Origin of the sequence: Spartinivicinus ruber (assembly GCF_011009015.1) — a bacterium.
Taxonomy (GTDB): domain Bacteria; phylum Pseudomonadota; class Gammaproteobacteria; order Pseudomonadales; family Zooshikellaceae; genus Spartinivicinus; species Spartinivicinus ruber.
This window is the reverse complement of record NZ_CP048878.1, coordinates 3,505,353-3,521,950: the sequence shown is the minus strand read 5'-3', so window position 1 is coordinate 3,521,950 and position 16,598 is coordinate 3,505,353. Positions and strand designations below refer to the sequence as shown.

The 16,598-nt window shown below is 40.6% G+C and carries 16 protein-coding genes, 1 tRNA gene and 1 pseudogene; 11 read left to right on the top strand and 7 right to left on the bottom strand.

All coding sequences use genetic code 11. The features are described 5' to 3' along the window. Positions 1 to 2 precede the first annotated feature (2 nt). From pepN to G4Y78_RS16175, 3 genes and pseudogenes are all read left to right on the top strand, one after another. Positions 3 to 2,681 (top strand): aminopeptidase N, encoded by a 2,679-nt coding sequence (pepN, locus tag G4Y78_RS16185; RefSeq protein WP_163834009.1) that lies wholly within the window; start codon positions 3 to 5, stop codon positions 2,679 to 2,681. Between the two features lie 164 nt (positions 2,682 to 2,845). Next, the gene (locus tag G4Y78_RS16180; RefSeq protein WP_163834008.1) at positions 2,846 to 3,193 is read left to right on the top strand and encodes a TfoX/Sxy family protein; all 348 of its coding nucleotides are present in this window, start codon (positions 2,846 to 2,848) and stop codon (positions 3,191 to 3,193) included. Positions 3,194 to 3,204: 11 nt separating this feature from the next. After that, positions 3,205 to 3,927: pseudogene (locus G4Y78_RS16175) on the top strand (TIGR01458 family HAD-type hydrolase); the annotation flags it as partial. A gap of 29 nt (positions 3,928 to 3,956) precedes the next feature. Here G4Y78_RS16175 and G4Y78_RS16170 read toward each other — a convergent pair. After that, positions 3,957 to 4,044, bottom strand: a tRNA-Leu gene (locus G4Y78_RS16170). A 305-nt stretch (positions 4,045 to 4,349) separates the two neighbouring features. On the opposite strand from G4Y78_RS16170, the gene G4Y78_RS16165 reads away from it, so the two are divergent. The 3 genes from G4Y78_RS16165 to G4Y78_RS16155 all read left to right on the top strand — a co-directional run bounded on the left by G4Y78_RS16165 (position 4,350) and on the right by G4Y78_RS16155 (position 6,680). Further along, positions 4,350 to 4,862 (top strand): hypothetical protein, encoded by a 513-nt coding sequence (locus G4Y78_RS16165; RefSeq protein WP_163834007.1) that lies wholly within the window; start codon positions 4,350 to 4,352, stop codon positions 4,860 to 4,862. Between the two features lie 33 nt (positions 4,863 to 4,895). Further along, positions 4,896 to 5,144 carry a hypothetical protein gene (locus tag G4Y78_RS16160; protein ID WP_163834006.1) on the top strand — a complete coding sequence of 83 codons (249 nt, stop codon included), beginning with the start codon at positions 4,896 to 4,898 and terminating at the stop codon, positions 5,142 to 5,144. A gap of 234 nt (positions 5,145 to 5,378) precedes the next feature. Further along, positions 5,379 to 6,680 carry an IS701 family transposase gene (locus tag G4Y78_RS16155; RefSeq protein ID WP_163831508.1) on the top strand — a complete coding sequence of 434 codons (1,302 nt, stop codon included), beginning with the start codon at positions 5,379 to 5,381 and terminating at the stop codon, positions 6,678 to 6,680. A 16-nt stretch (positions 6,681 to 6,696) separates the two neighbouring features. Here G4Y78_RS16155 and G4Y78_RS16150 read toward each other — a convergent pair whose 3' ends face one another. Continuing rightward, on the bottom strand, positions 6,697 to 7,317 hold the full coding sequence (locus G4Y78_RS16150; protein WP_163834005.1) for a type 2 periplasmic-binding domain-containing protein: 621 nt from the start codon (positions 7,315 to 7,317) through the stop codon (positions 6,697 to 6,699). Positions 7,318 to 7,621: 304 nt separating this feature from the next. On the opposite strand from G4Y78_RS16150, the gene G4Y78_RS16145 reads away from it, so the two are divergent. Next, positions 7,622 to 8,092, top strand: a complete 471-nt coding sequence (locus tag G4Y78_RS16145) for a transcription termination/antitermination NusG family protein (RefSeq protein ID WP_163834004.1) — start codon at positions 7,622 to 7,624, stop codon at positions 8,090 to 8,092. 319 nt (positions 8,093 to 8,411) lie between these two features. On the opposite strand, the gene G4Y78_RS16140 is transcribed toward G4Y78_RS16145, so the two are convergent. Further along, entirely contained in the window at positions 8,412 to 8,648 is a 237-nt protein-coding gene (locus G4Y78_RS16140; RefSeq protein ID WP_163834003.1) for a DUF6316 family protein, read from the bottom strand. A gap of 434 nt (positions 8,649 to 9,082) precedes the next feature. Here G4Y78_RS16140 and G4Y78_RS16135 point away from each other — a divergent pair, with 434 nt between their 5' ends. Continuing rightward, the gene (locus G4Y78_RS16135; RefSeq protein WP_163834002.1) at positions 9,083 to 9,418 is read left to right on the top strand and encodes a PilZ domain-containing protein; all 336 of its coding nucleotides are present in this window, start codon (positions 9,083 to 9,085) and stop codon (positions 9,416 to 9,418) included. Positions 9,419 to 9,428: 10 nt separating this feature from the next. Here G4Y78_RS16135 and G4Y78_RS16130 read toward each other — a convergent pair whose 3' ends face one another. Both G4Y78_RS16130 and G4Y78_RS16125 read right to left on the bottom strand, forming a co-directional pair. Then, entirely contained in the window at positions 9,429 to 11,405 is a 1,977-nt protein-coding gene (locus tag G4Y78_RS16130) for a monovalent cation:proton antiporter family protein (RefSeq protein WP_163834001.1), read from the bottom strand. A 57-nt stretch (positions 11,406 to 11,462) separates the two neighbouring features. Beyond that, entirely contained in the window at positions 11,463 to 12,968 is a 1,506-nt protein-coding gene (locus tag G4Y78_RS16125) for a J domain-containing protein (protein WP_163834000.1), read from the bottom strand. 138 nt (positions 12,969 to 13,106) lie between these two features. Between G4Y78_RS16125 and G4Y78_RS16120 the strand changes: the two genes are divergently transcribed. From G4Y78_RS16120 to G4Y78_RS16110, 3 genes are all read left to right on the top strand, one after another. After that, on the top strand, positions 13,107 to 14,309 hold the full coding sequence (locus tag G4Y78_RS16120; RefSeq protein ID WP_163833999.1) for a DUF5610 domain-containing protein: 1,203 nt from the start codon (positions 13,107 to 13,109) through the stop codon (positions 14,307 to 14,309). 63 nt (positions 14,310 to 14,372) lie between these two features. Beyond that, positions 14,373 to 14,630 carry a glutaredoxin family protein gene (locus tag G4Y78_RS16115; protein WP_163833998.1) on the top strand — a complete coding sequence of 86 codons (258 nt, stop codon included), beginning with the start codon at positions 14,373 to 14,375 and terminating at the stop codon, positions 14,628 to 14,630. Positions 14,631 to 14,727: 97 nt separating this feature from the next. Further along, entirely contained in the window at positions 14,728 to 15,561 is an 834-nt protein-coding gene (locus G4Y78_RS16110) for a cobalamin-binding protein (RefSeq protein ID WP_163833997.1), read from the top strand. Here the strand turns inward: G4Y78_RS16110 and G4Y78_RS16105 are convergent. After that, positions 15,533 to 15,847: an AzlD domain-containing protein gene (locus G4Y78_RS16105; protein ID WP_163833996.1), complete on the bottom strand. Its 315-nt coding sequence runs from the start codon at positions 15,845 to 15,847 to the stop codon at positions 15,533 to 15,535. The two genes, G4Y78_RS16110 and G4Y78_RS16105, sit on opposite strands and share 29 nt — an antisense overlap. Beyond that, positions 15,840 to 16,598, bottom strand: a complete 759-nt coding sequence (locus tag G4Y78_RS16100; RefSeq protein WP_163833995.1) for an AzlC family ABC transporter permease — start codon at positions 16,596 to 16,598, stop codon at positions 15,840 to 15,842. The genes G4Y78_RS16105 and G4Y78_RS16100 overlap by 8 nt, the downstream gene beginning before the upstream one ends.

Below are 16,598 nucleotides of genomic sequence, written 5' to 3'. Positions count from 1 at the left end.
GAATGGATAATACTTCTCGATCAGGGACTTGGAATCGATTATTAACTACTGGACTAACGATCTCCCTGATTGCTGGTTGTACGACACAACTATCGCAACAAACAGGCTCGAAAAAGCAATGGAGTAGGGCTGCTGAAGCTAACCTTACCCACGAATATGCTAAACAGCGCTATCAACAAGTACGTGATGTGTCGTATCAATTAGCTTTGTCACTTTCAAAAACCAAACCAGACTATACTGGTGAAGTGACCGTTGATTTTGCCTGGCAACCGGGTGAGCAGCCCCTGACGTTGGATTTTGTAGGAGGTAAAGTCCATAGCATGCACATTAATGGTAAGCCTGTTAACGCTGAATACAACAACTGGTTTATTCAATTGCCTGCTACCCAATTAAAGCAGGGCCATAACCAAGTCACCATTCAATATAGTCATTCTTACAGTAAAGATGGGGCAGGATTACATCGTTTTACTGACCCAAAAGATGGTAAGGTATATTTACATACCCAGCTACAGCCTTACGATGGTAATAAACTATTTCCTCAATTTGATCAGCCCAACTTAAAGGCCTCTTATCAATTAACGGTTGATGCACCCGTAGAGTGGCAAGTTGTTAGCGCCGAGCGGGAGTCAACCATTGAACGATTATCATCTGATCGGAAGCGTTGGTATTTTCCCCGTTCAGAACGGTTTAGTACATACATTATTTCTCTTCATGCTGGTCCCTATCAGGTGTGGGAAGATAATAGTGCAATACCACCACTGCGTTTGTTAGCCCGGCCGTCAATGGCTAATTATGTGGATGCTGAAGAGTGGTTTAAATTAACCCGTCATGGTATGACTTTTTTTCAGGACTATTTTGGGCTGGACTACCCTTATGAAAAATACGACCAGTTAATTGTACCGGAATTTAATGCTGGTGGTATGGAAAATGTGGCTGCAGTAACTTACTCTGAACGTTATTTAACACGGGGAAAAGTAACACGAGAATTACGTCAAAGTCGTGCTAACGTAATTTTACATGAGCTGGCTCATATGTGGTTTGGTGATTTAGTGACGGCAGACTGGTGGAATGGCTTATGGTTAAATGAAAGCTTTGCCACTTATATGGCCCATTTAGCTATGAGTCATTATCCTGATTATGAGGATAGCTGGTTACGGTTTTATTCACGGATAAAATTATGGGCTTATGAAGAAGATGAACTGGTAACTACTCATCCCATTGAGGTGAAGGTGGAGGATACCAATAATGCCTTTACCCATTTTGATGGAATTACGTATGGGAAGGGTGCGGCAGTATTAAAACAATTAGCCCATTATTTGGGGCCGGACAATTTCAAGCAAGGTGTTCATAACTATTTAAAGCAATATGCGGGAGGAAATACTCAGCTCGATGATTTTTTTAATAGTTTAGCGGATGCATCAAAACAAAACTTAACCCCTTGGGTCAAGCAATGGTTGCGTACTGCTGGAGTGAATACTATTAGTACCCATTATCAATGTAAAAATAATAAAATCAGTGATTTTTCTATTATTCAGCAAGCTTCAAATAAATACCCAGTCTATCGTATTCAGCGAGTATTAGTCGGGCTGTATTATGATAATGCTAAGCGATTAAAGCGAGCTAAACCTATTCCTGTTACCTATTTGGGTGAAGTAACATCAGTACCTGCAGCCATTGGGCGCCCCTGTCCTGACTTTACCTTTGCAAATGTAGATGATTGGGGGTATAGCAAAGTAGCACTCGACTCTCGTTCTGAAGATTACATTAAACGGCATTTGTCACGGATTAGTGACCCACTATTGCGTTCTATGGTTTGGCAAGGACAGTGGGATCAAGTAATGGCTGCTAAATTGCCACTAACGAATTACTTGTCGTGGGCACTGCAGCAATTACCCATCGAAAAAAATGAAATGATTGTACGGCAGGTAGTGGCTAATTTGCAGGAAAGTTATGACTACCTAGCAGTTTTGCATGAAAAAGAGCTGGCAATTTTTGGCCCTCAATTGGAAAATCTGGCTTGGCAGCAGTTGGCAAAAGCCAAGCCTGGTTCTGACTGGCAAGCCTTTTGGTTTGAAGCCTTTATCCACTTTACTCATACGCCTGCAGGTTTAGCTAAAGTGGAAGATATTTTGGCATTAAAACGTCGTATTGCTGGTCTAGCTATTGATCAAGATTTGCGTTGGCGGCTGGTGGTTAAGCTAAATGAATATGCTATTCCTAGTGCAGCCCAGTGGATTAATCGGGAGTTGAGTCGAGATAGCTCTGATCGGGCTGAGCGTCAGGCTTTGTTAGCAAAAGCAATTCAACCACAGGCGAAGGCCAAACAGTATTGGCTGGAACAATTATGGGATAATAGTAATTTGACTTTACAAGAGCAACGTTCTTTAGTTGATGGTTTATTTCCAACCAGTCAGTTTACTTTATCTGCTGGTTATGCGGATCAAATAGTTGGCCAGCTGAATGATCTGAAGGAAAAAGATAGCCGGTTTAAATCGACTTACTCCCGGTTGTTGCCAAGGCTCTGTCAGCCTGAAAATGTAGCAAGGTTACAAGCAGCGTTGACTAACCTGGCATTTGACAGCCCCGTGGTACAGAAGCGTTTAAAAGTGGCTATTCAACAAGAAGAGCGTTGTATTGCTATTAGCCAACGCATTAAGGATAAAAGTAAACAACAGTTGTAGTAAAAGAGCGTCACAAAGGCTGCTTCCCCCTTTGAAAAAAGGGGGGCTTAATAGGTTAGCAAGTTGTTTAAGGGCTTTCCAATGGGGATAGTAACTGCTTGAGGTTTAATCACTATCGGTTATGTAATATACTGCACTACAAGCTTGGCATAACTGGAATTTAAATGACTGCTATTTCTGTAACTTCAACTAACGAGTTTATTCAAACTGTACAACAGTTGCTCAAGCCTTTAGGGTGTATTGAAGGTAAGCAGATTTTTGGTGGGTATGGTTTACAGGTTGAGGCCAAGCAGTTTGCTATTATTAGAGGAACAACTATTTATTTTCGAGTGAACGATAATACCCGTTTGAAGTATCTGGAAAAGGGTATGCAGCCATTTTCCTACGCATCAACCAAAGGTATTGTCAAAGTCAAACAATATTATGCTGCGCCTGAAGAGTTGATTCAATATCCTACGCTATTAGTTAAATGGGCCAAAGAAGCGATAGATATTGTTGTAAATAAGAGCTAGGGTACTTAAAAGTGCTAAAACCCTATAAAGCGTTATTTCTTGATCTTAGCGGTGTACTTTATGACGGTGAGCAGTTGATCCCTAGGGCGGATGAAGCAGTTAAATTAGCTCGCAAAAATAAGCTGGTGCTGCGTTTTGTCACCAATACTGCTACCAAAAATAACCAGTCAATAATCGCTAAGCTGCAGCATATCAATATTCCTATTAAGGAATCTGAGCTTTTTACTGCTCCCATTGCCGCCAAACGTTATATTCAACAACAGCAATTAAGGCCCTACTGTCTTGTACATCAAGCAATCAAAAGTGACTTTGCTGATTTTGATCGGGATGAGCCTAACTGTGTTTTGTTAGGAGATGCTAGGGAGGATTTACACTACCAGTCGTTAAATAAAGCTTTTCAGCTTTGTAAAAAAGGAGCTCCACTCATTGGTATTGGCTTAAACAAGTATTTCAAAGATGAACATGGTTTACATTTAGATGCAGGCGCTTTTATTCGAGCCATTGAGTGGGCGGCAGATACCAAAGCCATCATTGTGGGTAAACCAAGCAGTGAGTTTTTTGAGCAAATTGTAGCTTCAACTCCGTTTGATCCAGATCAGTGCCTAATGGTGGGGGATGATTCTGTAAGTGATGTGGCTGGAGCAATAACAGCAGGTTTACAGGGTTGCTTAGTAAGAACAGGTAAGTATCAGCAAAGTGATGAGCAACAATTGCCAATTGACGCAGTAGTGATTAACTCAGTTATTGACTTGTTTTATATGTCTGGTGCCCGGGGCCGGAGTCGAACCGGCACGGAGTATTCCTCCGAGGGATTTTAAGTCCCTTGCGTCTACCAATTTCGCCACCCGGGCTGCTAACAGCAACTTACTTGTCGTCGAAATTTGGCCTCATTATACATAGCTTTTGCTTTAGTGCAATAGTTATAGATTGTTGCTTTGTATATCGCGCATCAAAAAGTCTTGTTGTAGACTGAAAATTGCTCACTTGAGTGGTTTGACAATTTTTAATCACTAGTTTATTGCTAGCTATACTTTTTTTGTTTGCCTTTAAATTAATAGGTGATCTGCAAACTACAATAATTACTAATAAGGTAAATAGACTCAAACGTTCGTAAATAGTTAGAACTTGTTGTATGTGTATTAACCAAAGAGGCCTATTGGTAACTTTTACATCAATTATCGCTGTTACCGGCTTGATGTTTGCTAGGTTACCTTTTATTTACTCATTGAAGCCAAACGCGAAAGCAGATGCAGCATTGCCAAGAATTGATGTATCAGACATTAAACCTGGTACTTATATTTTTTTGCCTCATCCTATTTATGGAGAGCTTTATAGTGGTTACAGCTGGTCAGTGATGATTTATCGCAAGCATGATGGTACCGTGAAGGCGTGGGATTTGACTACTCGGAATGGTGCTGTTGGTATGCCAGATCTTCATTGGTGGCGTCCTTTTTACGACTGTAAACAGTTTGGGCCAACTGTCATCAATGGTGAGGTACAAGAAAACCTACCCATTCAATGCCATGATGCAGATATACCATCGAATTGGTGGGCTAATGAATGGCGTTGGAATATTTCGGGTAAAAATCTCGGTAAAATGATGTCTGACTTAAATGAGACTGTAGGCGTTGTCGAAGGTAAGTATTTTGTATTTGCCAAAAGGCATTAAAAACATATTTTAGAACGTGTTAGATAAGTAGTAATGGAAAAATATTTTAAGAAAGCAGCTAGAATGATCTTAGCTTTAATATTTGGGTGTTTAGGTATGGTTGTTGGCGCCATTGTTAGATTGTTTGTTATGCCAACCACCTTGGGTTCATATTCTGAGCTGATTACCCAGTATGCGCCTTGGATGCTTGGTTTTGCTGTGGTATTTGGGTCTTTAGCTTACTTCTTCCCAAAAATAAGCTCTTTTATACTGCAGTTTATCTCTGGTTTGGAAGTAAAATAAGGTATTGATAAAGGAGGAGCTTATTAGACTATAGGTAAATATTTTCTTATTAAGCGATTAATATGGTTTATAGTTTCATCTTCAACTGTTTTACTGCAAATGAAATATCGGTAATTACCTGAAGGTATTTCAGGAAACTTATGTATCTGAAGTTTCACCATTCCAGTAACAAAAAAGCCCCTTTTTTGATATGTTAGTTTTCGCCAAAAAACAACACCCAAAAAAGAGGCTTCAGTGCAAAGTTTAATCGATCTTCTTAAGGAATTGCAAACTCAAATTAAGCAAAATGGAGAAAGAAAGGCACTATTTGTTTATACTTTGATCGCCATTATGCTACCAGTAATAGGTTCCAGAGCTTCACATATCTACCGAGCAATAACAAAGCTCTTTAAATATAACGTCACCCTCCGTCGATTCTATGGATTTATGGCTTCTCCTAAGTTAGCTTGGGATAAATTATGGCCAATTGTCTGGCAAAAAATATTACCCTTAAATCAGACAGAAGGACCTATTCTGCTTGCCACAGATGATTCTATGTTGCCTAAAACTGGAAGAAACATATTTGCTTGTGGCAAACACTTTGATCATGCAGCTAAACAAAATCAGTCGCGTTATATCTGGGGGCAAAATATTGTCAAACTGAGCTGCTTAAAAAATATTCACGGTCGTTGGGCTAGTTTACCTCTAAACTTTCGTTTTTATCAGCTGAATAAAGATGTCGCTAAAAAAGACTTTCAAACACGGATTGATCAAGCAATTACCATGATATTACGTGTAGTTAAAGTATGTGGCCATCGCTCAGTATTGTTAGTCTGTGATAACTGGTTTGGTAACGGGTCATTATATTTGCCTTTGAAAAAAGCACTTGGCGAACAGTTTCATCTCCTCTCTCGATTGCGTTCGAATAGTGTCTTATATGATCAGCCTACTCAACCCAAGAAAAGAAAAAGAGGAGCGCCTAGAAAGTACGGCAAGCGTCGTGGCAATGTAGCAACTCTGGCAAGGCGACATAAAAGAAATGCAACAACGTATCAGGTTAAGCTCTACGGTAAGACCCGCGCGGTACAGGCTTATACTGAGCTAGTGATGAGTCAATCGTTAAAAACACAGATTAGAGTCGTGTGGATTTATTCCGGACGAGCTTCTTGGGTTGCTCTCTACTCAACAGATACCTCTTTAACGGTGACTCAAATAATTGAATGGTACGGTGCACGCTGGAAGATTGAAGCTGGGTTTAAAGAGTTAAAACAGGAATTAGGGAGCTTATCTTGTCAGGCTAGAACAGAGCATGCCGTGACGAACCATCTCCATTTTTGTATGATGGCCATGTCATTGCTTTGGTTTTATGTGGCACAACAGTCTAGTAAACCTACTCGTCGCCACTCTGTTGCAAACCGGAGCTCTTTCGCTTTTTCTGATATCCGCCGTCTCTTTGCGGAAGAAACTGAACAGGAAAAATTCAGCAAGGGTTTGGGGATATTTACCAAAACCCATGATAATAATTTAATTAGTACTATGCTTCAGTTAGTGGCTTAAATGTTTTGGTGAAACTTTAGTTATGTATAACAAAGTCATGATTATCTTCAATCAAATTATAGGCTTCTTCATATGCAGAGATAAAATAATTAATTTGGTTGTTTTTTAACATGGATAACATGCCGAGGCTGTCTTTTTCTGTAAATACAGCTTTAGGTGTGTGTTGAGCGAGCTTTTTATCTAAAAAATCACCATATGAATAACCCGATTTAATACCAATGATGAATTGCTTATCGGAAAGCAGTTCATCGATAGTTCTTTTCTTGAGTACTTTGGTTTGGAATTTTGTGGTTATTACCACTGCAGGTAAATCTTGATAGATTGGAATGGAATATTTTGAGAACTGCTCTCTTTGCTTATTTCTAAACCAGCCAATAGCGCATACTTTATTATTACTATTTTTTATTACAGCTAATTGTTGTTCTGCAGGTAATGGCAATAAGCGATATGAGATTCCACTTGCGTCTAATATGAACTGGGCCTTAGTACCAACGATTCCTGCTAGTTTATTGTTTTCTATAAAGTAGTAATAAGGGCGTTCGTGATAGTATATTTCAATAGGTTGATCTTTAGCGGGTGCTTGGTTTGGTAACAGCAGGTAGGTAATTTGAGTAAGAATAACAAGGGGTTTATTCATTGCATTGAATTTTAGTGTAATAGAGCGCTTGCTTTGACAGAGTAAACTAAAACAATTATAGCTAAAGTTTGAGCCTGGGTTGTTGTGTATGGTTATTGATGTAGATGGGAAGTCAATAGGTAATTACCCTTATGTATGGATGGGTGTGACTACATTAAGATGCTTGTTTGATTAATTAAAAACACCTGTGGGATTTGTCAGGTTTGTAAGCAAGCTTGTCAAACAATAGATTTAAGCTGAGAGTTCCATTTTTTCAATATGGACGTTGAATTGAAACCGTTTTTTGACTACTAACTGGGCGACTATGTGGTATTTGCTAAGAACAAAACCAAAAGAAGAAAAAAGAGCTGTACAACATTTGAATAATCAGGGATTTGAAAACTATTGTCCTTGGCTTAAAAAGAAAAATGGTACAGAAGAGCCCTTGTTTCCCGGCTATCTTTTTTTGCAGAAAAGAGCTGCAGATGAAGTGGGTACGTTATACTCTAAAGTACGGTCGACAAGAGGTGTGCTTGGTTTTGTTCGGTTTGGCGCCACTTTTGCTGAAGTAGAAGATGAGCTAATTGACAAAATACAAAAGCAGCAAGCTTTGCTGGATGGCCAACCTATATTTAAGCCTGATCAAATAGTAGAGTTTAAGGATGGTCCGTTCAAATACCTTAAAGCAGTGTATTTATGTGATAAAGGAATTGATCGTTGCGTTGTATTGCTGAATTTCATCAACCAGATCCATCGACTTGAAGTGGATCAAAGCGAGCTAATTAGTGCTAGCTAGGGTAATAGGGTTAGTTAATTTTTCAGATGACATTTTGTCATATATTTTACACTGCGGCCTAATTAACAGCCTATTAACAGTAGGCTAGTTTTTACTTATTATTTTGAGTTGTTATTGGTTTTGTGGCTTCAGCATTTGTTGATGCTTTACCTGGTGCTGGTAGCCAGGAAAGCATTAAACCAAAGGTAATAAGAAAAAATAATTGTCTCATTAGTCGGTTTATATACACAATAAGACTCCCTTTTCGATGAAAACGAAATAGCATTGCCTACAACTGCAATGCTACGGCTAATCGCTATTTTTCTCGTATTTTATTTGCTTAGTAGTAATTTCTTAAGTTATACACATACGAAAAATACGACTGTAAGGCTGAAGAGCTAGCTAATGAAATAAAATCCAGATAATCTTTAACTTTTTCTTTAGCATCATCTATGTTGCGAAAAGGTCCGATATTTAAATCTTCCCTGGTTTTAAAGTACCAATAATTTTCTTTAAAGATAAAACGATCCGAGCGTTTTCCAGGATAGGATAACTCGCCTGAACGAGGATTATTCATTAGCTATACTCCCTTAGTATTTATACAGCAGTTAAGGCAGAAACTATGCCTGGAAAATGATAGTTGTATAAAATCAAAGGGTTAATTAATCTGGAAAGGTGTCATCCGCAAGAGTGTAAAAATCGCTGACCAGAAAAGTCAAAGCTGTTACCAGAAAATGCAGTAAACTTTTGTTTGATTATTGCGTTGTACCGCTTTCAGTAAAAACATTTACCTTAACTAAACGCTATACTGACTATGTTATGTGCTATACCAGTTTTATGCTGGTGATAAGATATATTAGTTTTATTATAAATGTTAGCTGCTAAGAGCTAGTTAGAATATGAAATCGGTAAAAAAGTATTTTTAAGAAGTAATAAGTTCACTTTTGTAATATAGCCAAAGCGTTAGAAGTAATAGGGTTTGTAATAACACAAATGAGTAGTTGATAACAAATGACTGAACAAGACCAGCATGAGCAAAGGCAGTCTCCCCGCCGGGCAGTCCGTTGGAAAGCCGCCATAAAAGATGGAGACAGGGTAATATCTGCTAAAACTGTTAATGTATCTGAGCACGGTGTTTTACTAGAGGCTGATGCCAACTTTAAAATGAAACAAATTATTCCGGTTATGATCCAAGCCAATCATAATGGCAAGAATATAACCATTTATGCCCGTGGCCAAGTTAGGCATGTCGTCATCAGAACAGTCAATTTTCATCTTGGGCTTCAGTTTACTGAAATTCAACCGGAAGCCCAAAAGTTCTTAGCGTTGTTTGCTGAAGGAGCCTGAGAGGTTGTTTCTAGCCAAGTAATAGCAGGTTTTCAACTTGCTCAATATCTTCGGCTAAACCAGAAACTAAAATACAGTCGCCGGGTTTCAATAAAGTACCAAATCTATTGGTGATGGGATGATCATTTCGTTTGATGTCATGTATTTCTACTGAATAGTTAGCCAGGAGTTGCTCATTAAGTGGTTGGTCAATGCAGACCGCATCGTCAGTTAATGTTATGGCATGTAATATTTGCCTGGGCTTCCCCTTTGCGTCAATCAGAGTAGATTTTTCGCCTTGATAATAGCCATGTAATAATTGGTAACGATCTTTTCTTACTTGGTCTATTAGCTTTCTCACCACTGCTCCTGGCTGGTCCAGCATGACAAGAACATGACTGATTAACATTAGACTGGATTCTAACACTTCTGGTATGACTTCGGTTGCACCAACTTCTTTGAGCGCTTCTAAATAGGTATCATCTCGGGTTCTGACAATAATGGGAATATCACCCCGCAAACTGCGAATATTTTTGGTAATAGTAATGGCTTGGCTGGGGTCATCAATACACACAACCGCTAAGCAGGCTTTGTTTAAGCCGATGGCCTTGAGCAATTCAATACGTCGGCAATCACCATAGTAAATATGGGATTCTGCTTTACTGGCTTCTTTTATTCGAATGGGGTCATCATCCAAAGCGGTATAAGGCAGTTGCTGCTGTTTTAGAAACCGACCAATTGACTGTCCAACACGACCGTAACCGCAAATAATGGTGTGTCGATTAAGCTTATGAGTGAGCTGAGCAATTTCTTGGGCATGGCTATCAGCAGGCTTAATGGGGGAGAGGGGAAAGGCCCACTTAACAATTAAGCTGCTATAACGGATCATAAAAGGGGTGGTTACCATCGACAGAATACTGATCGCTAGCAGTAACGACTGGGATTCTTGGTCTATAAGTTGTTGCTTACCAGCTAAGGCAATCAGCGCTAGACAAAACTCACCACTTTGTGATAGATAAAGTCCAGTTGTTAGCGCTGATTCCCTTTGCTTACTAAATAAATAGGTCAGTATGGCAATTAATAAACTTTTGACTGCTAGTAAACTGACTGTAGCAACTAGGATAATCATCCAGTTTTGAATAAATAAATTCAGGTTTAGCATGGCCCCAACGGAAACAAAAAATAGGCCTAGCAACACATCACGGAAGGGACGGATATCATGTTCTATTTGATGTCTATAATGGCTTTCTCCTAACATCATGCCAGCTAAAAAGCCGCCTAGTGCCATTGATAAGGATAAAAAGTGGGTAATCCAACCGGCAAATAGCGCAACGACTAATACTGTCAGTAGAAATAATTCTTGCGATCGTGCTGTGGCTACTTCATGAAATAACTTAGGTAATAAGAACTTGCCAATAAATAGCATGGCAATAAAAAGCCCTATTCCTTTGCCAAGTGCAAGCAAAACAGCATGTCCCAGTTCCTGATAACTGTCACTACCTAAGGTTGGAATTAGGGTTAAAAATAAAACTGCAGCAATGTCCTGAAAAATTAAAATAGCAATGGTAATCTGGCCATGCTCAGTTCTAAGTTCATTGTGTTCAGTCAGTTCTTTGGAAACAATCGCAGTTGAAGAAAGAGCCATACCAGCGGCGGCGAGTAGGGCAACCGTGATAGGAAGCTGAAATAACCAGCCTACAAAAAAAATTAAAGCGGTAACCGAAATAACCTGAATTCCCCCTAAGCCAAGCACCAGTCGCCGCATTGCGACTAATTGGGCAAAGGAAAACTCCAGACCAATGGAAAACAGTAAAAACACCACACCTATTTCAGCTAATAAGGCGATGGTTTGGTAATCGGCAATACTGTCACTGACTGCTGGACCAAGGATAATACCAATAGCCAGATAGCCTAAAATGGGTGGCATTCTCAGTTTGTTCAGTAGAGCAATAGCCATGACTGAGCAGGCAAAAATCAGCAGCAGTTGATTGTAAAAAGAAAAATCCATAATTAATCCAGAAATTGAATGTACAACAGTAAGCGTACTTGATTTAAATAACAGTTTCTAAGCAGATGGTTTGAGTGATAGTTCAGCTTGCTGGCCAAAGAGAGTAATATTTTGGCTTATTGTGCCTGTAATACGAGTAAACTGGCCACAGGCTTGATTATAAAATTTGCCAAAAGTAGCGCTTAAGCGTGTGATACCAGCAGGTAAGTGGGTCAGCATTGCTGTTGTATTGGCGTAAATAAGCACTTTTTGCACTTGTTGTTTACCACTATTAAAAGTTACTACTACATCTTGTTGGGATGGGTTGGTAAGTTTAAGTGATTGTTGACCAAACTGCTTGCCCATCAGTTCACCACTAAACGGCTTGCGTTGGGGGTATTGATCACACTTCAGTTTTTTTGCTGTGTCAGCATCCCCAAAACCAATGAGTGCCTCACGAGCAAAATAAGGCTTTTGCTTATAAGTCACCTGTAACCAAACATTATCGATTACTTTCGCTATTTGAATGGGATGGAAACCTGGTAACAATGTTTCAACTGTACTATTCAGGTTAGGGCTAGTATACAGCTTGGTTTCAGTTAGGGTGTAATGTCGGCCAAGCCGTTCTTTTGGATAAAGGGGTGCGGGACGAATCTTGAAAGGCTCACTGGGAATATAAGGTTGATGGAGGGCAGCCTGAATAAAAAAGGGACTGATGATCATTGCAATTAACAACAGAACTAATGCTCCATGACTGGCAGGCCAGTACCAGGGCAATAAATTAGGGAGTGGTGGCTTGAGGGGATTGCCTAAATTATCCAATAGTCGATAGCAGCTTTGCTGAATTGCTCGATTGGGGGGGGGATTTAATGATAATAACTGGTAGGCAAAGTTAACCGCTTCGCCATAATGGTGTTGCTGGTAAAGCGTTTTAACCCAAGCAAATAATAACGACAGTTGTTTTTCAGGTTGGTAGCCACCTGTTGCATTATGCCAAAAGGCTTTTAAATTGTGCCAGGGCCCAGCAGGTAATGCCCACCAGCCTAGCAGCAAATTAATGCAGTTATACCATAAACTAAGCTTCCAACTGCAACCTAAGCACCAAATGCCTTCATATTGCTGCTGATGGGTTTTATAGAATAAACCGATGACTCGGTAAAACTGTCGTATACTCAAATTGATTGTACACTGACCACAGCGTTGGCAAGTAGGTAGCTGTTTACTGTCTGTGGCTGTAGTTGAAGACAAGTCTGGTGCTTTTACGGATTGGTTGTTAAGGGTTTTACTGGATTTTATACCATAAGCTTTTGCAAGCTGTTGTTGGTTACGCTTTACTTGTTCAGTAATACTTGTGGCTGATTCAACTTGGTTTGCAGTTGTCGGGGAAGCATGCTGAAAACCCTTGATTAATAACCGATAGGTTTGCTGCAGTTGCTGGAACGCTTGGGTGGTATCCTGATTTGCGTTTTTATCGGGGTGGAGTCGTTTAGCATGATACCGGTAAGCCCGTTTGACATCGTCAAGACTGGCATTGGGAGGCAGCTCTAATTGTTGTAACAGTTGTTGGCGAGAAGGTTTTGCCATAGTCATTGTTCATTTTAGAAACCATTGGAGATAAGGCCTGGCTCAGTCAAACAAATTTATTATAGCTGATGGTTCAAGTGTTTAAAAAAACCTGCCGATACCTTCATTAAGGAACTGCTACTAAAAAGGGTGGCTCATATGTCATTTAACCCCACATCACTCAATCAGCCTAACACTGGATTACAGTCGCTGTATCAGGGGCTTGAGAAACAGTCTTCATCTACTCATCAGCAATTGGAACAAAGCCAGTCTGTTGTATCCCCCCAGCTGAAAGATCAACTGAGTCATTCTGTTGAACCAGATCCTTCCATCACAAAAGTACGACCAGTTAATGAGTTTTCTGCCAGTACAGTAGCAGGGAATGTATTGCAGTTTGTAGCAAGCCGTTTAGCGAAAGAGGCAGCCAACGGGGCTAATGAAGAACACTTGGCTAACCTGTTTGATCAGGCCATCATTGGGGTACAGAAGGGTTTTACTGAAGCCAAAGAGGCGCTAGATGCTTTAGGTGGGTTAACAGAGGATATCGACCAAGGTGTTGATAAAGCATTTAGCCAGATTGAACAAGGGTTAGATCGATTGCGTGAGCAGTATTTACCCACACCTACTGATAAACCAGTCGTTACTGAGGAAGGTCGTGATACTAAGCAGGAGCCTCCCACAGTTACCCCTCCTGTATTGACTGGAGAACCTCGGCTATCCACGCACACCCGTTCGGCCAGCCTGTTAAGTCAGCAGGATTTCTCGTTTCAGGTAACCACCCGTGATGGTGATGTGGTAACGATAAAGGCATCGGCATTTGAGGCGTATCAAGCATATGTCAGTCGTGCTCAAGCACAACATAGTGGTAGGCAAACCTTCGTGGCTGAAGAAAACTTTGAATATTATCAGCATCAGCAGTTTCAATTGGCCATTGAAGGTGAGTTAGACCTTGAAGAGCAGGAGGCCATCAATGGTTTACTCAATGATGTGTTTTCACTTGCCAATGATTTTTTTGAAGGAGATATAGCCACTGCGTTTGATAAAGTATTGTCACTGGGTTTTGACACCTCTCAATTACAGAGCTTTGCTGTTAACTTATACTCTGCAGAAGTACGGCAAGTGACTGATACTTACCAGTCTGTCGCGGGGCTGCCTAATGCAGCAGCAGGCTTAAAACCACTAGCGGAATATGTCGATCAGCTGCAGCAAACCTATTTGAAAGCCGTAGAGCGCTTTAACCAACCCACTCAGTTATTACAAGAATTGTTGGCTAAAGCAGAAGACTTATTTGCAGATGAAGGGGTGTTGATTCCTAGGTTAGCTGAAGTTAGCCAGAAACTACTAGAGCCCTTAACAAGTTAGAGGATGGTGCAACCTCTCTGACTTAGTTACACTTAGCGGCCTATTTGTCGCTAAGTGATTGTTATGCCCTCTGTTATTTTATATACCACTGCTGGTTGCCATTTATGTGATCAAGCCTTAGCGCTACTGAAACCAGCTGCCGCTCACTATAACCTGACAATTACTCTTCAAGAAATTGCAGATGATCCTGATTTAGTGGATCGTTATGGGGTTCGAATTCCAGTGATTGCCTTGGATAATCAATCCACTGGTGAGTTAGGTTGGCCTTTTACAGCAGAAGTATTAAATCAGTTTGTAGTGACTCACCTTGATGAGTGTTAACGGTTTATGGCGGTGCACGTCCTTTAGGCGGCACGTTATAAGTGTCTTGTGTCTTATTTGGACAATTACACAGGCTACGCTGTTATCTGCCGACTCAGTGATTGCTGTTCAAGATGATAGTCAGCAGTGGGTGAAACTAAACGCTCCGGCGAAACGCATTATTAGTTTGGCACCTCATACGACAGAACTTTTATTTGCAGCAGGGGCTGGTGATAAAGTTGTAGGCGTCATTAGTTTTAGTGATTACCCAGAACAGGCTAAGCAACTGCCAACAGTGGGTCGATTTGATGCTATAGCAGCAGAAACCATTATTAGTTTAAAACCGGATCTGATTGTCGCTTGGCGCAGTGGTAATGCCAATGCGGGTATTCAAGCCCTGCAACGGCAGGGATATCCAATATATTTTTCAGAACCAACTCGGTTAACTGCTATTCCGGAACAATTGGAAGAGTTAGGACAGTTGGCGGGTGTAGAACAAACAGCTAATCATGCAGCAGAGAAATTCAGGCAAAGTTTAAAAAAACTCCACACCCAGTATTTAACAAAAAATACTCAGCAAAAAAAGCAACCAACAGTCTTCTTTCTGGTCAGCCAAACTCCATTAATGACGGTTAATAAAAATCATATAATTAATGATGTGATATCAAACTGTGGTGGTGTTAATCCCTTTGCTGACTTACCACCGCTGATACCCATCATCAGTATTGAACAGTTATTAGTGACTTCTCCATCAGTTGTTGTTGCGACTAATAGTCTTCTACAGCAAGATGGCTGGTCAGCCCAACTAAAAAAGCTGCCCGTTATCCAGCACAATCAAGTAATTTATCTGGAAGCGGATCATATCTTACGCCCAACCCCTCGTATATTATTAGCGATGGAAACTTTATGTGAGCAATTAGCTACTAAAGCCACTGTAAAGCCCCAAAAATAGCCATGCCTAATACAATTGTGGCGAGTAGGTTTTTACTAAACCAGGCTATAAACATGGCCAATACGCCAGCTATTAAATAATTATTATCCAGTGATAGCTCTATTTGCTGTCCAGAAGGCATTAACAGGGCTGGTACGATAATGGCCGTTAATACGGCAGGGGGGACATAATTCAATGCTTGGGACAGCCAGCCAGGAAAATAAAATCGGCCAGCAGCAGCAAACAAACTATAGCGAATAAAAAAGGTAACAGCAGTCATACCTACAATTAGCATTACTTCAGTCATTAGTTTTTTTCTCAGTATTTTTGGAAACAAACCGCTCACATAATACGCCAACGATAACCCCGGTAAGGGCAGCAATAATTAATCCGGCTTTATGGGGCAGGGAATGGGTTGCCACTGCCACTAGCCCCGCGCTGACAACTGCAGCCCATTGAGGGCGCTTGACTAAATAAGGAACTACCATACCAATAAAGGTGACATACATTGCAAAGTCTAATCCCCAGTGTTGTATATCAGGTAGGGCTTGTCCCATGGTAATTCCAACCAGTGTACAAACGACCCAGTTAAGGTACATCGCAGTCATTGAGCCAAGGTAAAACCAGTGGCCAGCCACGGGGGAGAGGTTGTTTTTTTGGTCTTCAAAATAACGTTTAGCGGCAACCGCAAAGGTTTCATCAGTTAAACCAAAGGCCAGCAGTGCACGCCATTTTTGAGGGAGTGATTTAACAAAAGGCAACAAAGTGGCAGCATACAACATATGCCGTAAGTTCACGATAAAGGTGGTGAGAATAATAATTGGTATGCTGGTGCCAACAGCTAATAAGCCGACGGCGATAAACTGGCTGGAGCCAGCATAAACAAAAACAGACATAGCCAATGCGGTCAGTGGAGATAAGCCTTGGTTAATCGCTAATGTGCCATAAATGACACCAAATGGAATAGCCCCAATCAGCAGTGGAATAGTTTGTTTTGCGCCAGCAAAAAATGCTTGCCTGGCAGGGTGATTAAATTTGCTAAAAACAACTTCTTGCAT